General features: G+C 60.6%; 13 protein-coding genes. 10 read left to right on the top strand and 3 right to left on the bottom strand.

The genetic code is table 11. The features are described from left to right. The first annotated feature begins 147 nt into the window (after positions 1 to 147). The 3 genes from AC1DTN_RS13130 (at position 148) to AC1DTN_RS13140 (ending at position 3,070) form a co-directional block, all read left to right on the top strand. Positions 148 to 1,158, top strand: coding sequence for an HAD family hydrolase (locus AC1DTN_RS13130; protein ID WP_477921400.1), 1,011 nt, complete (start codon positions 148 to 150; stop codon positions 1,156 to 1,158). A 93-nt stretch (positions 1,159 to 1,251) separates the two neighbouring features. Beyond that, positions 1,252 to 2,079, top strand: coding sequence for a hypothetical protein (locus tag AC1DTN_RS13135; RefSeq protein WP_477921291.1), 828 nt, complete (start codon positions 1,252 to 1,254; stop codon positions 2,077 to 2,079). A gap of 202 nt (positions 2,080 to 2,281) precedes the next feature. Further along, positions 2,282 to 3,070, top strand: a complete 789-nt coding sequence (locus AC1DTN_RS13140; protein WP_477921292.1) for a hypothetical protein — start codon at positions 2,282 to 2,284, stop codon at positions 3,068 to 3,070. A gap of 56 nt (positions 3,071 to 3,126) precedes the next feature. Here AC1DTN_RS13140 and AC1DTN_RS13145 read toward each other — a convergent pair whose 3' ends face one another. Both AC1DTN_RS13145 and AC1DTN_RS13150 read right to left on the bottom strand, forming a co-directional pair. Next, positions 3,127 to 3,492: a hypothetical protein gene (locus AC1DTN_RS13145; protein WP_477921293.1), complete on the bottom strand. Its 366-nt coding sequence runs from the start codon at positions 3,490 to 3,492 to the stop codon at positions 3,127 to 3,129. Positions 3,493 to 3,511: 19 nt separating this feature from the next. Beyond that, positions 3,512 to 5,185, bottom strand: coding sequence for an arylsulfatase (locus AC1DTN_RS13150; RefSeq protein ID WP_477921294.1), 1,674 nt, complete (start codon positions 5,183 to 5,185; stop codon positions 3,512 to 3,514). Between the two features lie 415 nt (positions 5,186 to 5,600). Here AC1DTN_RS13150 and AC1DTN_RS13155 point away from each other — a divergent pair, with 415 nt between their 5' ends. From AC1DTN_RS13155 to AC1DTN_RS13170, 4 genes are all read left to right on the top strand, one after another. Continuing rightward, the gene (locus AC1DTN_RS13155; RefSeq protein ID WP_477921295.1) at positions 5,601 to 6,557 is read left to right on the top strand and encodes a formylglycine-generating enzyme family protein; all 957 of its coding nucleotides are present in this window, start codon (positions 5,601 to 5,603) and stop codon (positions 6,555 to 6,557) included. 618 nt (positions 6,558 to 7,175) lie between these two features. Beyond that, a complete protein-coding gene (locus AC1DTN_RS13160) occupies positions 7,176 to 7,481 on the top strand; it encodes a hypothetical protein (protein WP_477921296.1) in 306 nt (101 codons plus the stop codon). Between the two features lie 501 nt (positions 7,482 to 7,982). Beyond that, complete coding sequence (locus tag AC1DTN_RS13165) at positions 7,983 to 9,023, top strand: LacI family DNA-binding transcriptional regulator (protein ID WP_477921297.1); 1,041 nt, start codon at positions 7,983 to 7,985, stop codon at positions 9,021 to 9,023. A gap of 20 nt (positions 9,024 to 9,043) precedes the next feature. Then, positions 9,044 to 9,856, top strand: a complete 813-nt coding sequence (locus tag AC1DTN_RS13170; RefSeq protein ID WP_477921298.1) for an inositol monophosphatase family protein — start codon at positions 9,044 to 9,046, stop codon at positions 9,854 to 9,856. A gap of 5 nt (positions 9,857 to 9,861) precedes the next feature. Here the strand turns inward: AC1DTN_RS13170 and AC1DTN_RS13175 are convergent, their stop codons facing one another. After that, complete coding sequence (locus AC1DTN_RS13175; RefSeq protein WP_477921299.1) at positions 9,862 to 10,794, bottom strand: LysR family transcriptional regulator; 933 nt, start codon at positions 10,792 to 10,794, stop codon at positions 9,862 to 9,864. 111 nt (positions 10,795 to 10,905) lie between these two features. Here AC1DTN_RS13175 and AC1DTN_RS13180 point away from each other — a divergent pair, with 111 nt between their 5' ends. The 3 genes from AC1DTN_RS13180 (at position 10,906) to AC1DTN_RS13190 (ending at position 14,439) form a co-directional block, all read left to right on the top strand. Next, on the top strand, positions 10,906 to 12,066 hold the full coding sequence (locus tag AC1DTN_RS13180) for an FAD-dependent monooxygenase (protein ID WP_477921301.1): 1,161 nt from the start codon (positions 10,906 to 10,908) through the stop codon (positions 12,064 to 12,066). A 34-nt stretch (positions 12,067 to 12,100) separates the two neighbouring features. Further along, complete coding sequence (locus AC1DTN_RS13185) at positions 12,101 to 12,916, top strand: alpha/beta fold hydrolase (RefSeq protein ID WP_477921303.1); 816 nt, start codon at positions 12,101 to 12,103, stop codon at positions 12,914 to 12,916. A 62-nt stretch (positions 12,917 to 12,978) separates the two neighbouring features. Next, entirely contained in the window at positions 12,979 to 14,439 is a 1,461-nt protein-coding gene (locus AC1DTN_RS13190; protein ID WP_477921304.1) for an MFS transporter, read from the top strand. The last annotated feature ends 66 nt before the right edge of the window (positions 14,440 to 14,505 follow it).

Raw genomic sequence — 14,505 nt, forward strand, 5'->3', positions numbered from 1 at the left:
CGCTGCAAGCACCACTGTTGATTGCCGCTGGAGTTCTTCGATTCCCCAAAGGGCAATATCGGTGGGAGAACGCATTCGGTAGACTTGGAAAGCGCTGGTGCACTGCAACTCGCCGGGCGCGGACTCTCACTGATGGGGGTACATCCAATGTTTAATGTCTGCCACCTCGTCAACTCGGCACTGAACCCGATCCCGATTGTCATCGGAGCACTTTTCCTCGCGGCTTCGGCACAAGCCCAGAGCGATCCGCTGCCCTCGTGGAACGATACCGCGCCCAAGGCGGCTATCGTCTCTTTTGTCGAGAGAGTAACCGAGCAGGGTTCGCCTGACTTCGTGCCGGAACCGGAACGGATTGCCGTGTTCGACAACGATGGAACCCTGTGGGTCGAGCATCCCATGTACACCCAGCTTGCCTTCGCCCTCGACCGCGTAAAGGCGCTCGCTCCGCAACATCCGGAGTGGAAAAACGTCGAGCCGTTCAAGGCAGTGCTCGAAGGCGATACGAAAACACTTGCCGCATCAGGCGAAAAGGGCCTTCTGGAACTCATCATGGTCACCCATGCGGGAATGACAAACGACGACTTCCAGAAGGTCGTGACCGATTGGCTTTCCACGGCACGCGATCCGCGGTTCAAGCGTACCTACACCGAGCTCGTCTACCAGCCGATGGTCGAGCTGCTTTCCTATCTGCGCGCCAATGGCTTCAAGACATTCATCGTGTCCGGTGGTGGCGTGGAGTTCATGCGGCCATGGACGGAGGAGGTATACGGCGTCCCGCCGGAGCAGGTCATCGGTTCCTCGATCAAGACGCAGTTCAAGATGCAGGACGACATGCCGACTTTGCGGCGCCTGCCAGAGGTCAACTTCATCGATGACAAGGCCGGCAAGCCGGTTGGGATCAACGAGCAGATCGGCCGCCGGCCGATTGCCGCCTTCGGCAATTCCGACGGCGATCTCGAAATGCTGCAGTGGACGACGATGGCGGGTGCGCCTGCGCGTCTCGGCATGCTCGTTCATCACACTGATGCGGAGCGCGAATACGCCTACGACCGCAATACCGAATTCGGCCGCCTCGACAAGGCGCTCGACGCGGCGGCGATCACCGGCTGGACCATCATCGACATGAAGGCGGACTGGAAGCAGATGTTCAAGGACTAAGGATGATGCGCCTCAAAGACTTGTGACAGCAGATTCCAAATGGGTTCATCAGGCGACGGGCATGCCGCCCGTCGCCGCTGGGAGGATATCACCATGAAAATCGATCGTTTGGCTACGTTGGTCTTTGCCGGAGGTTTCGCGCTCACCACCGCTGCCCTTGCGCAGGACACCCCGAAGAAGCCGCATGTACCGCTCGAAAAGTCTATTGGGATAGTCACGCCAACCGGCCCGGTGCCGTCGCTGGCGGTCATCAATTCGGCCGGAGCCAAAATCGAAAACGGCAAGCTCGTTCTGACCGGTGTCTCTGCAAACTCGATCGTCTTTGCTGACCGACCGGTGCGAGCCGCCGGTCATGTGGCAACCGAACAATTCATCATGCAATGGGATGAGGGGAAGGACAATTTCGCAGTCGATCCACCGAATGCGACTGTGTCGGTGCTGGGCGGCGATGGATCGGACGTCAGCGACGCCGTCGTGACGCTGAAGACTCCGAAACTCGATGGCACGACGCTGACCTTCGACATCACCATTCTGGAGGGCACCCTAAGCGGTGTGTCTGGGCCGGCCGCGCTGTTCATCGATCACTTCGGGGGTGGAGGAGGATTTGGCGGTGGGGGCTTCGGTGGCTTCCATGGCGGCGGCAGCTTCGGGGGCGGCGGATTCCACGGCGGAGACTTCGCGGGAGGTAATTTCCGCGGCGACTTCCGTGGAGACGACGTGCATATTGGCGACACCAACATCAACCGTGTCGGAGGCACCTATTGGCACGCACCCGTCTACCACGGCGCCTGGTATCGCGGTGCTCCGGTCGCAGCCGGCGTGGTCGCCGGCGCCGCTATCGGGGCCGCTGCAGCCCGCCCCTACTATCCCTACTACAACGACCAGCAATGCGGCTACTATCCGTACCCGCCTTGCTATTGATCTTCAACAGGGAAACGCCACTTTGACCGCGTTTCCCTCTCCTCCCAGCGGGAGACAGGCCTGATGCCGGCGGGCCACACCCTTAGGTTTTCCCTTCTCGACAGCAACCCCCAATAGGTGTTTCATGTTGCGGGAATCCATTTCCCGCCACACAGTCCTCACTCGAAGCAGTGCTGCGTTCAAACGAGATCGGGGGATTCTCATGAAGACCATTCACTTGCATGCGATAGTCTTGCTGGCCGGTGTTTCTGCCGCATCGATCGGCAATGCCGCGGATCTCACACCGCTCACGCCCGAAGCGAAAACGGTCGAGACCCAGAGCGGCTGGGAATTCACGGTCGCTCCATACTTCTGGGCTGCCGGGATTTCAGGGGACGTACGGCAATTCGGGCTTCCCGAGGTCGACATCGATGCCGATTTCAGCGACATTCTCGACAATCTCGACTTCGCCTTCATGGCGACAGGCGAAGCACGATATGATCGCTTCAGCATCGTCGGTGACGTGATCTACACCAAACTGGGTGCGGATGCGCATACCCCCCGCGGCATCTTCGCCGACAGCGTCGACGTGACATCGAAGACCTTCGCAGGACTTCTCGGCGTGGGTTACGCGGTGCTCGAAGATCAGAATGGCCACCTTGACGTGGTCGGCGGCGTGAAAGTCTGGTCGGTCGAGACAGACATCTCCTTCAATGGCGGACTTCTGGCCGGCGTGGAGCGGGAAGACAGTGCCACGTGGGTGGATGCCGTTGTCGGCCTGCGCGGGAACTACTTCTTCACCCCGGAAATCTATCTCACGGGATGGGGTCTGGTGGGCGGTGGCGGCGCCGACGTCGACTGGGACGTGGGCCTCGGCCTCGGCTACAAATTCAACGACACCATCTCGGCAGTGGCCGGATACCGCGCACTGGGCGTCAACTACGAAAACGATGGTTTTGTCTTCGACGTCGTCCAACAGGGGCCGATCGTCGGGGTGTCCTTCCATTTCTGATGAGGCGAGAGCGCCTTGAGCAATTCGGCGATCATCGCAACTGACGGTCGTCGTGCTCAGCTTGCGACAGCCTGATGTCCTGCAGAAGCCGGAAGAGCAACGCCCCCAGGAAACAAAGAGCCGCCCATGAACAGCGCGGCGGCTCCCGGTTCGTGGCGGTATCTCATGAAGGCGACACCGAAGCCAAACAGCAGCAGAACCGTCACGCCAATTCCGGCCAGAACAGACAGGTGCAACGCACTGTTCAAGAGAAGTTCTCGTTTCGTCAGCTCCCCGAGCCAGACTTGGGCGACATCGTTTTCATCAATCTCGCGGAGGCTCCTAATCCGTTGCGTGCCGATGGCATAGAGGCGATCGGGGGAGCCAAGGACCTGACAGGTGAAGCGCGGAGCGGACGCCCTGAAGGGTGTCCGCTCCGACATCGTTACGCTACCGCCCGCGTCAATCGTGACCTGTCTTCATCTCCCGGACCTGCTGCATGACCTGCTCCAGATTGTAGCTTGCAGGGCTCTGAAGCGGCGGGAAGTCGATGTAGGTCTCGAGATGCTTCAGCCACAACTGCTGCCCGATGGGCAGGATGTTCCAGTCATAGACATAGGCGGTGGACGGCGAAGCGATGGCACCGCCCATACCGAAGAGTGTCTTGATCTGCTGCCCGACCGAGGTCTCGAACGGGTCGCGCTTGATATTGACGACCTGTGTCCAGGCGTACGGCATCACCCCGCCAATAAAGCCAGCCGGATCGTCGGAGACCATGGCGAAATACATCTTCCAGTTCTTGTAGCGCACAGCCGACGGCTCCTTGCCAGAATAGTACAAGAAACTGTCGCGCGCGGATGGAGACTTGCCTTCCAGGTAGTCACGCTGGTCGATGCCGTCGAGCGTGGTCTTGACGATCCCGGGATACGTACCCGCCTCGATCTCTTTCTTAAGACCATCGCCCTTCGGGCCGCCTGCGATGTTCACAAACGTCGGCAGCCAGTCGAGCGCCGAGAACATGTCGTTCTTGACCGTACCGGGCTCGATGTGCCCCGGCCAGCGAACCACAAGCGGCGCCCGCATGCCGCCTTCCCAAGTGCTGAGCTTTCCGCCTTTGAACGGGGTAGTGCCGCCGTCCGGGAATGTGATCGTCTCGGCGCCGTTGTCGGTGGTGAAGACGATGATCGTGTTGTCGAGTTCTCCTATCTCCTCGAGCTTCTTCAAAACGTAGCCGATGTTGTCGTCCATCTGCTTCATGCCGGCTTCGTTGACGCCCCAGTCCTTGCCGCCGACTTCGCCGACCATGTTCAGATATTTGTCGGGCAACACTGTCGTGATATGCATGCGGGCCGGGTTGTACCAGACGAAGAAGGGCTTGTTGGTCTTCTTCGGGTCATTCCTGTCTAGGAAGTCGATGACCTTGGCCGAGATCTCCTCGTCAATGGTTTTTGAGCGCTCCAGCGTCAGCGGCCCCTCGTCCTTACAGGATTGATTTGCCGGGGATCCGTCGGAGGATGCGCATGCGAGCATTGGGCGCGGCGGGGTGAGACAGGTCGTGGTCTTGGCGTCCACCGCCGCCGGGTCTTCCGCTATCCCGGGAATCGGCGTGTTCCTGCATGGTGGTGCAATCCCCTGCTCGGTTGGGGTCTTGTTGATGTCGGGGAAGCTCACCCCCTGCATGGCGTCGAGGTGATAGAGGTAGCCCCAAAATTCCTGGAACCCGTGTGCCGTCGGCAGGGATTCGGTGGTATCTCCGAGATGGTTCTTGCCGAACTCACCTGTCGAGTAGCCGAGATCATTTAGGAATTTGGCGAGGTGAGGCGTGCCGGCCCGCAGGTAGGACGGGCTTCCGGGAATCTCCGGCAGAACCATACCGACGCGCACCGGCTGCATGCCGGTGATGAACGCGGTCCGCCCTGCCGTGCAGCTCTGCTCGGCATAGTAGGTCATGAACTTCGCCCCTTCCCGGCCGATGCGGTCGATATTGGGCGTTTCACCGACCGCGAGACCTTGGTGATAGATGCTCGGCTGCATCCAGCCGATGTCGTCACCCATGATGAACAGGATGTTGGGTTTCCTGCTCTCCTGCGCATGTATTGCCGCCGTGCTCGCCAACAGGCTGCCTGCGACCGCCATTGCTGCTGTTATGAACTTTGTAGTCCGCCTCATTTCGAATTCCTCCCTCACGGGGCCGCATTGGCGGCCAAGGTTAGTTGAAAGATAAGTCAGAGCAAAAGAGGGGCTTGTCGGCGACGTCCAAGTTTACTGACCAGCAAATTGGACCAGATCTTTTCGGTGAAGACGCGGCTCCTCGGCCCGCACGGCCACCCTCGGCTTGCGGAAGAGGGATTTCCGCTCTTCCATCCATTTTCTACATTGTATTGTCGGCAGCAGATATTGCCCTTTGGGGAATCCGTCTGGACGAGGCTACGAGTTGCCAGTGATGGGAGACGTCCACGCCGTATCCCTGCGACCGCATCGAGACCTCCCTAAAGGACAATAGGCAGCAACCGCAACCACGTGTCATAAGTTGCTCGCAGGGGGCAGTGCCATGAGCGCAGTGGACGCACACGATATGGGATTTGGTGGCTTCGCCTGGGTGCCTGCCCGAACGTTCACCATGGGATCGAATAGGCACTATCCTGAGGAGGCCCCCGCCCATCCGGTAAAGGTTGACGGCCTCTGGATGGACGTGACCCCCGTGACCAACCGTCAGTTCGCGGCGTTCGTCAAAGCCACCGGTCATGTCACCGTCGCAGAAAAAACTCCAAACGCATCCGACTATCCCGGCGCGATTCCCAGGATGCTGCGCGCCGGATCGCTCGTATTCACTCAGCCGAAAACCGTCGTCGGCCCCGACATCCGACAGTGGTGGTCGTTCAAGTTCGGCGCCGACTGGCGGCATCCTTATGGCGGCCGCAGCGATATCCGCGGGAAGCTCGACCATCCGGTCGTCCATGTTGCCTATAGCGACGCCCTAGCGTATGCCCACTGGGCCGGGAAGGACCTGCCGACCGAGGCCGAATGGGAGCTGGCCGCTCGGGGAGGTCTCGAGGACGCCGAATTCGCATGGGGCGACGAATTGATCCCTGACGGAAAGCTCATGGCCAACATCTGGCAGGGCGCGTTTCCCACAGTGAGCACAAAGCCCACAGGAGCGGATAGAACATCACCTGTCGGATCGTTCCCGGCGAACGGCTACGGCATCCACGACATGATCGGCAACGTCTGGGAATGGACGTCGGATTTCTGGTCGCCTCGCCATTCGGAGCCTGCGGCGAAATCATGCTGCATTCCGCGGAATCCCCGAGGCGGCGATCGAGAGGCGAGCTTCGATCCCCGCGAGCCGGAAATACGAATTCCAAGGCGGGTGCTGAAAGGCGGATCGCATCTTTGCGCGCCGAACTACTGCCGGCGCTACCGTCCCGCCGCCCGCCATGCGGAACCCGAAGACACGTCCACCAGCCACGTTGGCTTCAGATGCGTAAAGCGAATCCTGAAGGACTAAGGTCTTCCAGGCAATTTCGGTTCTACACCCAGGTGGCGTCCCGCGAAGTCTCCTGCCGGGCAGGCGATATCATTGTGGTTCCTGTTGGAAGTCCTGCCCGGCTGGGTGGCGCGATTCCGGCAATGCTTCGAATTGGGATCGATCCGGAGCAACTCAGTGACAGTTCATGCCTGAATACGTCCATCCACGGCAATGACGATCAGACTGGCCCCATTCTCTACGCGAACGACCCCTTTGCGCTTCATATCGCTGGCGCCATCCTTGAGGAGATGAGGAAACCAGATCATCAATGGCGAACGGATCTCATCCGCCATTTGGCAGAGGCGCTGACGGTGCATTCGTTACGACTTATGGCGTCCATACGGGCGAGATCAGTGATCGGGAGGCAATCCGGCGGATCGTAGAACAGCTCTCGCTGACTTCCTGATGCCCGCAGTTGCGATTGCGCGTTTGACTCGGTGGAATTCGCCGTGAGGATTTCAGTGCAAAACATAAATTGAGGCCCCACGCACCGTTTCTTGGCGGGCTTGCCTCAAAAGGTGCAAGATTTGAACGAACAAACGCCGCCGTGGAGCATTTTATGTTCTATAGGGGCGATTTGCGACTAAGGAGAATGTTATGAAGAGAATTGTTGGCAGTCTGTTGATTGCGACGGCCCTTATAGGCTCGGCTATTCAGCCTGCTGCGGCGCGCGATCACCATCACCACGACAATACCGGCCGTGCCATTGCCGGCGGCCTTGCCGCAGGTGTCGTTGGCGGCCTGATTGGTGGCGCGATAGTCAATAGCGGTCCTCGCTATGTCGACGGCCCTCGCTATTACGATGCAGGCCCACCGCCGCCGAGATGCTGGTACGAGGACCGTGACGTTCGTAATCGTTACGACGGCGGCTATCATACCGAAACCGTCCGGGTCTGCGACTAGCCGCTTGCGACAACCGATACCGTACAGCATTGAAGCGGCGTTGACCTGATCCTTGGTCATCGCCGCTGCCTTTCGCCCCCTCGGCCGGGATTGCAGTTGCAATCTCGGCCATGCTCCCCAGAATTGACGAAAGCTGTCGGCGACATCAGTTGTGACCCATCCGCCGAGGCGGAAAAATCCTCCATCTGTCATGCGTCTGCAAAGAACCGCCGCTAGTTGTCGGTCCGGGCAATTGCACGGCTGTGCGACACGATTGCACCTGTGCAACGGGCAGAGAAATGGACCGGGACGGATTCCTGAAACGGCAAAACATGGCCAGCCTCTCCGGCGCGGACCAATGTCAACTTGCTGCCATCGCTCCTCTATACATGTGCTGGCGGAGACTGCCAGATCGCATCACCCGTCTTTCTGCGGCTCGTCCAGCACCAGTTTTCAATGCTGATACCGGGCGGTTTTGGGAGGCGGATGTTTTGTCGCGCGCTGGGCATTGAGGGAAAACCGATGAGGGATGGTCCTGTGAATGACAGCAAGACGCCGAAGAAGGAACGAATGCGCTTCGTGAGCGCCGAACAGGTGGCGCAGCTCGCCGGCGTTTCCCGCTCGGCCGTATCGCGCACCTTTACGCCGGGCGCAAGCGTTGCGCCCGCGACGCGCGAGAAGGTGCTGCGTGCCGCCCAGGAGCTCGGCTACCACGTCAACGATCTTGCGCGCGGCGTGCTGGCCAATCAGAGCCGCCTCGTCGGCATCGTCGCCACGAAACCGGAAATCGGCTTCCGCGCCCATCTTGCCGCCGCCCTTGCCAAATTCCTGATCCAGCGCGGCAGCATACCGATCCTCATCAACACCGGGCAGACCGAGGACGAACTGCTGGCCGCCCAGAAGATGCTGATCGGCCACCGCGCCGAGGCAATCATCATCCTGTCGGGCTCGCCGCCGGCGAGCTTCTTCGAGCTTGCCCAGCGTAATGGCCAGCCGCTCGTCGTCATCGGCCGTTCCGAACCGGATGCAGACCATGTGCGCGCCGGCAATTCGGAAGCCTCCCGCAAGGCGGCGACGGTGTTCTTCGAGGCCGGACGGCGCCGGCTGGCGGTTGCCGGTTCCAACACCGGTACGCCGAGCATTATCGAGCGCGAGAGCGCCTTTCTGTCGACGGCGGAAGGGCTCGGCGCCGAGGTCTTCATCGGCCGTGGCGCGGATTCCGACTATGAGAGCGGCATCGCCGCGGGGCGGGCGCTGTTTTCGAATTCTGTACGCCCCGACGCCGTCTATTGCGCCAACGACCAGATCGCCTTCGGCCTGATGGATTATGTGCGGCAGGAGGTGAAGCTGCGGATTCCGGAGGATGTTGCCATCATCGGTTTCGACGACGTTCCCGAAGCGTCCTGGCTCAGTTATCAGCTGACCACCTTCCGCCAGGACCCACTCGTCATGGCGATGCGCGCCGTCGAACTGATGGAGCGACGCCTTGGAAATCCGGACTTGCCGCCGGGCTATGAACGCGTCATTCCAGAGTTCGTCATCCGCCAGAGCTTCAGACCCTGATTCCCTTCCGAAAGATTCCCATGCACTGCGAATTTCCTGATGATGCCCGCTTCGTACTTGCCAAGGACGTGATCCTCGATGCGGCGGGAAAGGCGCTCTCCTACTTCTCCGATCTTTCATCACTGGAAACCGGCCATAAACTGAACGGCCAGGATGTGGTGAGCCAGGCCGACAAAGCCGTGGAGGCGATGATCCGCGACCGCATCACCGCCGCATTTCCCGATGATGGCGTGCTCGGGGAGGAGGAAGGACTGGCGGAAGGCCCCTCGGGCTACCTCTGGGTCGTCGACCCCATCGACGGTACGAGCTGCTTCGTGCACGGCATCGATCAGTGGTGCATCTCGATCGCCGTCATGAAAGGCGACGAGACGGTGCTTGGCCTCATCTGCCAGCCGACATCGGGCGATCTTTTCGTGGCGAGGAAAGGCGAAGGTGCCTTTCTGAACGGCAAGGCAATCAGCGTCGACAAGGCCACCAGCATCGGCACCGGGCTTCTCGGTGTGGGCGCCAATTTCCGCATTCCGCTGAAGCAGGTGTCGATCTTCATCCACCTGCTGCTGGAGGCGGGCGGCATGTTCATCCGCAACGGCTCCGGTGCGCTCATGCTGGCGCAGGTCGCCTGCGGCCGGCTCGCTGGCTATTATGAACCGCATATCAACGCCTGGGACTGCATGGCCGGGCTCTTGATGATCCGCGAAGCCGGCGGCTGGACCGAAGCCTTCCCCGGCAAGGGCACACTTTTGACCGGCGGCCCGGTCATCGCCGCAGCGCCCAGGGTAAGAGACGATCTCCTGACGCTTGTCAGCCGCTCTCTGCAGGATGAATTGGCCTAAACCTACTAGGTTGTTCGCCCAGCCTCGCTGGTCGCGGATGAACTTGATGCGATCTTCTCCGTCAGATCGACGAAATTGCGGATGAGGGCAAGCCGCGCATCGGCGCGGTGGGCGACGTATAATGGCAGGGGCGGTAGTTGGCCGGGCAATAGCGGCCGATAGACCACAGACTCCCGATGAAGCACGCGCATGGACGCCGGCACTACCGTCAGGCCACGGCCGCCGGCCACCAGATTGATGGCGGCGATGATTCGAGAGACCTCATCGACGATCCGCGGTGCAACGCCGGCAGTCTGGAAGGTTTCCATCAGCCGTTCGAATATTCCAGGCCCGTCCGTGCGCCGGTAGACGACCATATCGACACCGTGGAGCATATCGAGCGTCAGCGGTTCATCTTCCGCCTCTGCATAGGGGTGGCTGCGCGGGACTGCGACAAGCATATCCTCTTCGGACAGGGCCCGTGCCGTCAGTTCTGGAAAGCGCTTCGCGTCGATGTGCAACAGCGCGACATCGACTCGCTGTTGCTGAAGGGCCAGTATTAGCTCGTAGGTCTCGCTCTCCTCGACCACGATCTCGGCGAGCGGAAAGGCCCGGCGAAACTGCTGGAGGAACTGGGGCGCAAGCACGTGCAGAGAGGCCGAGCTTGTAAAGCCGACCGACAGCCGGCCGCTTTCGCCCTGGCTGAAGCGGCGTACATTGTCGACCGCCAATTGCGACCTTCTCAGAATATCGCGTGCCTCCTCGAGGAACAGCTCGCCCGAACTGTTGAGTGCGACCCTGCGCGGAGACCGGTCGAACAATTGGACGCCAAGCTCATGTTCGAGATCCCGGATCTGCTGGCCGAGGGGCGGTTGCTGGATATGCAGGCGCTCGGCAGCGCGATTGAGGCTCCCCTCCTCGGCGACGGCGACGAAATATCTGAGATGTCTGAGCTCCACTGGATATCCTAGGACTTTTTGAGTTTAAGTGTTGAACAATATAAATATTTTACATCCCGATGTCACGCCTCTAGGCTCTCCCCAACTTGACCGAGACACGGAGGAGACGACATGGCCAAGAGCAAACCGAAGATCGCAATCATTGGCGCCGGCATGGGCGGACTTGCCGCTGCGGCGACACTGCGCAAGGTCGGTATCGACGTCCAGGTTTACGAGCAGGCGCCGAAATTCGCGCGCGTCGGCGCCGGCATCCAGATGCTGCCCAATTCTTCGCATGTGCTACGTGGCATCGGCGTGCTGGATCGCCTCAAGAAGATTGCCTTCGAACCCTATTCCCATCTCAACCGCGTCTGGGACTCCGGCGAGATCAAGCGCGAACTGCCGATGCCGGAGAGCCTCTACTGTGCGCCGTTCCTCTGCATGCATCGTGCCGATCTCCATGAAGCGCTTTACTCGGTGCTTCCGCCTGAGATCGTCCATCTCGGCAAGAAGCTCGTCGGCCTCGATCAGAAGAACGGAGGCGTCAGTCTTTCCTTCGCTGACGGCACCAAGGTTGAAGCCGATGCGGTCATTGCCGCTGATGGCGTTCACTCGCTGGTGCGCGAGATCATCGTCGGTCCGGATGCGCCGCTTCACAAGGGACGTATCGCCTATCGCGCAGTCTTCGATGCCAGCCTGATGAACGGTGGCAAGATTGCGCCTTCAAGAACGAAATGGTGGGGCGTCGACCGGCACATTGTGATCTATTACACGGCCGCAGATCGCAGCTCGCTGTATTTCGTCACCAGCGTTCCGGAGTCGGCCGACTGGATGACGGCCGAATCCTGGTCGGCAAAGGGTGACGTCAAGGAGTTGAGAGCTGCCTATGAGGGCTTCCATCCGGAAGTGCAGATGGTACTCAACGCCTGCCCGGATTGCCACAAATGGGCAATTCTCGAACGCGAACCGCTGCCGCGCTGGAGCGATGGCCGCGTTGCACTTCTCGGAGACGCCTGCCATCCAATGACGCCCTATATGGCGCAGGGTGCCGCAACCTCGATCGAGGACGCCGCCGTGCTGGCGCGTTGCCTTGAGGCCGTCGACAATGACGACATCGAAAGTGCCTTCCGCCGTTACGAGGCCAACCGCAAGCCGCGTACGTCTCGCATTCAGGCCATCTCCAGCGCCAACACATGGATGTCGGGCGGAAACGAGGATACGACATGGCTCTACGGCTATGACGCCTGGAACGTGCCGCTTGTCGGCGAAAACGAACTGGCCATGGCCGGCTGATCGGAACAGCGCAATATTGCAGCAAGAAACCCGCATGATGGACGGTCACTACGAGTTCGTGACCGTCTCGGATGAGGCAACTATCGCCTTTCGGCGATACGGCACGCCGGGAAAGCCGCGCCTGCTGCTAATCCATTCGCTCGCCCTTGACGGCAGCATCTGGACGGATGTTGTCAACGGATTGAAGGCGCAGGCCGAGATAATCTGCATCGACTGCCGCGGGCATGGCTGGAGCAGCCGCGCGCCCTATTCCCAAGCAATCGAACGCTACGCCGATGACGTCGCCGAGGTGCTGGACAAGGTCGGCTGGGACAAGGTGGTCGTTGCGGGCTGTTCCATGGGCGGCTGCATCGCGCAGGCTTTTGCCGCCCGCCACCCGAAACGGGTGTCGGCAATGACCCTTATCGATACCACGGCCTGGTATGGAGAAAAGGCACCGCAGGAATGGCGGGCACGGGCTCAGAAAGCGCGGGCCGAAGGCCTCGCCTCGATGGCCGCCTTCCAGGCAACCCGCTGGTTCGGCGACCGTTTCAGGGCGGAAAATCCGCGCAAGATCCAGGAGATGATGGAGATCTTTGTCCGCAACGATCTCGATGCCTATGAGGCGACCTGCATCATGCTCGGCAATGCCGATCTTCGCAGTGCGCTTTCCGGTTTTCATTTCCCGGTCTGCGTCATTGTCGGCGAAGAAGACTATGCGACCCCGATCGAGAGTGCCCGCCAGCTTGCAAAGGCAATCCCCGGGGCGTCCCTGACGATCCTGCCGGGCGCCCGGCATCTGACGCCAATTGAATGCAGCGATGTCATCGCAGAGGCGATCGCCAAGATGATTGAAGCTGCCGCCCATTAGGGCGAAGCTGGCGGCAGGGGGCGCCGCCGGCGTGTTGAACCGTGCCGATCTGGGAGGATGATATGCACGATAACAATAGCATACTGGTTGCCGGCCCGGTTGCGGGCGAGGTCTCGCACGACGACCCGCAGCAGACGCGGTTGGCTGGCCGCGCCGCGGTTTTGACTGCACGCTTCGAAGCGATCCCCTTTACGCCCTGGCACCGCCGGGCGCGTATCATCATGGGCAGCGCTACATTCCTCGATGCCTTCGATGCTCTTTCGCTGGCATTTGTTCTGCCGATCCTGATCAAGCTCTGGGCACTGACGCCGGCTCAGATCGGCTGGATGATTGCGGCAAGCTACATCGGCCAGCTCGTCGGCGCCCTCCTCTTTAGCCGCCTAGCGGAGACGCTCGGCCGCGTTCACATGGCCGCATCCGCGACCGCGCTGATGTCGGTCATGAGTCTTGCCTGCATATTGGTCGGCGATTTCCAGATGCTGTTCATTTGCCGACTGATCCAAGGTATCGGGGTCGGCGGCGAAATGCCCGTCGCGGCCACCTATATCAGCGAGCTTTTGCGCGCCAAGGGTCGCGGGCGCAACTTCATGCTCTACGAGCTGATCTTTCCGATCGGCCTGATGGTGACCGGCCAGGTCGGCACATTGATCGTGCCGGTCTTCGGCTGGAAATCACTGTTCCTCCTTGGCGGGATTCCGGGTCTGCTGATTACCTATATGCTCTATCGGCTGCCGGAATCGCCGCGCTGGCTGATCGGCCAGGGCAGGTTGGACGAAGCCGAAAAAGTGATCCGCCACGCCGAGGAAAGTGCGCGGCGCAAGGATCCCGGCTATTCCTTCGACGATCGCGCCTATAACGAAGCGACGCTGGCGCTCGGCGGTCAAAGCCAGGCCGCTGCGCCCCGGACACGCAGCCGCTGGCGGGAACTATTGTCACCGACCTTCCGTATGCGCACCATCGTCGCCTGGATCCTCTGGGCAAGCTCGTTCTTTGTCGCCAACAGCCTCAACAACTGGATGCCGACGCTCTATCACACCGTCTATTCACTGGAACTCGGCAGTGCGCTGCGGGCAGCCTCGATGACCAATGTCGCACAGGTCGTCATCCTGCTCGCCTGCGCCTTCTGCATCGACCGTATCGGGCGACGCACCTGGGCCGTCATCTCGTTCCTCGTCGGTGCCGTTCTCTTGGCCGCACTCGCCGCCGGTGGTGCAAATAGCCTCTGGTCACTCATTCTGCTGGCTACACTTGCCTATGGCGTCGTCGGCTCCGTCAACGCCGTACTCTACCTCTATACGCCGGAAATCTACCCGACGCGCATGCGCGCGGTCGGAACGGGCCTTGCGACATCATGGCTGCGTATCGCCTCAGCCGTCGGTCCGACGACGGTCGGCTACATGGTCGGCGCACAGGGCATCAAGTCGGTCTTCATCATGTTCGGGATCGTCGCCGTTATCGGCGCGCTTGCGGCAACGCAGATGATCGAGACCGGTGGACGCAGGCTCGAGGAGATTTCCTCCTAATTCATGCCCCGTCCGGCTGCATTCGCGGAAAGAAGCCCCGGTATCTTTGATGCCGGGGCTTCGACA

Source organism: Rhizobium sp. 01T444, from assembly GCF_056398305.1.

What these genes read in the sequence shown, in the direction of transcription:
- AC1DTN_RS13130 (WP_477921400.1), top strand. Translation starts at nt 148, where the DNA reads ATGTTTAATGTCTGCCACCTCGTCAACTCGGCACTGAACCCGATCCCG.
- AC1DTN_RS13135 (WP_477921291.1), top strand. Translation starts at nt 1,252, where the DNA reads ATGAAAATCGATCGTTTGGCTACGTTGGTCTTTGCCGGAGGTTTCGCG.
- AC1DTN_RS13140 (WP_477921292.1), top strand. Translation starts at nt 2,282, where the DNA reads ATGAAGACCATTCACTTGCATGCGATAGTCTTGCTGGCCGGTGTTTCT.
- AC1DTN_RS13145 (WP_477921293.1), bottom strand. Translation starts at nt 3,492, where the DNA reads ATGTCGGAGCGGACACCCTTCAGGGCGTCCGCTCCGCGCTTCACCTGT.
- AC1DTN_RS13150 (WP_477921294.1), bottom strand. Translation starts at nt 5,185, where the DNA reads ATGGCGGTCGCAGGCAGCCTGTTGGCGAGCACGGCGGCAATACATGCG.
- AC1DTN_RS13155 (WP_477921295.1), top strand. Translation starts at nt 5,601, where the DNA reads ATGAGCGCAGTGGACGCACACGATATGGGATTTGGTGGCTTCGCCTGG.
- AC1DTN_RS13160 (WP_477921296.1), top strand. Translation starts at nt 7,176, where the DNA reads ATGAAGAGAATTGTTGGCAGTCTGTTGATTGCGACGGCCCTTATAGGC.
- AC1DTN_RS13165 (WP_477921297.1), top strand. Translation starts at nt 7,983, where the DNA reads ATGAGGGATGGTCCTGTGAATGACAGCAAGACGCCGAAGAAGGAACGA.
- AC1DTN_RS13170 (WP_477921298.1), top strand. Translation starts at nt 9,044, where the DNA reads ATGCACTGCGAATTTCCTGATGATGCCCGCTTCGTACTTGCCAAGGAC.
- AC1DTN_RS13180 (WP_477921301.1), top strand. Translation starts at nt 10,906, where the DNA reads ATGGCCAAGAGCAAACCGAAGATCGCAATCATTGGCGCCGGCATGGGC.
- AC1DTN_RS13185 (WP_477921303.1), top strand. Translation starts at nt 12,101, where the DNA reads ATGATGGACGGTCACTACGAGTTCGTGACCGTCTCGGATGAGGCAACT.
- AC1DTN_RS13190 (WP_477921304.1), top strand. Translation starts at nt 12,979, where the DNA reads ATGCACGATAACAATAGCATACTGGTTGCCGGCCCGGTTGCGGGCGAG.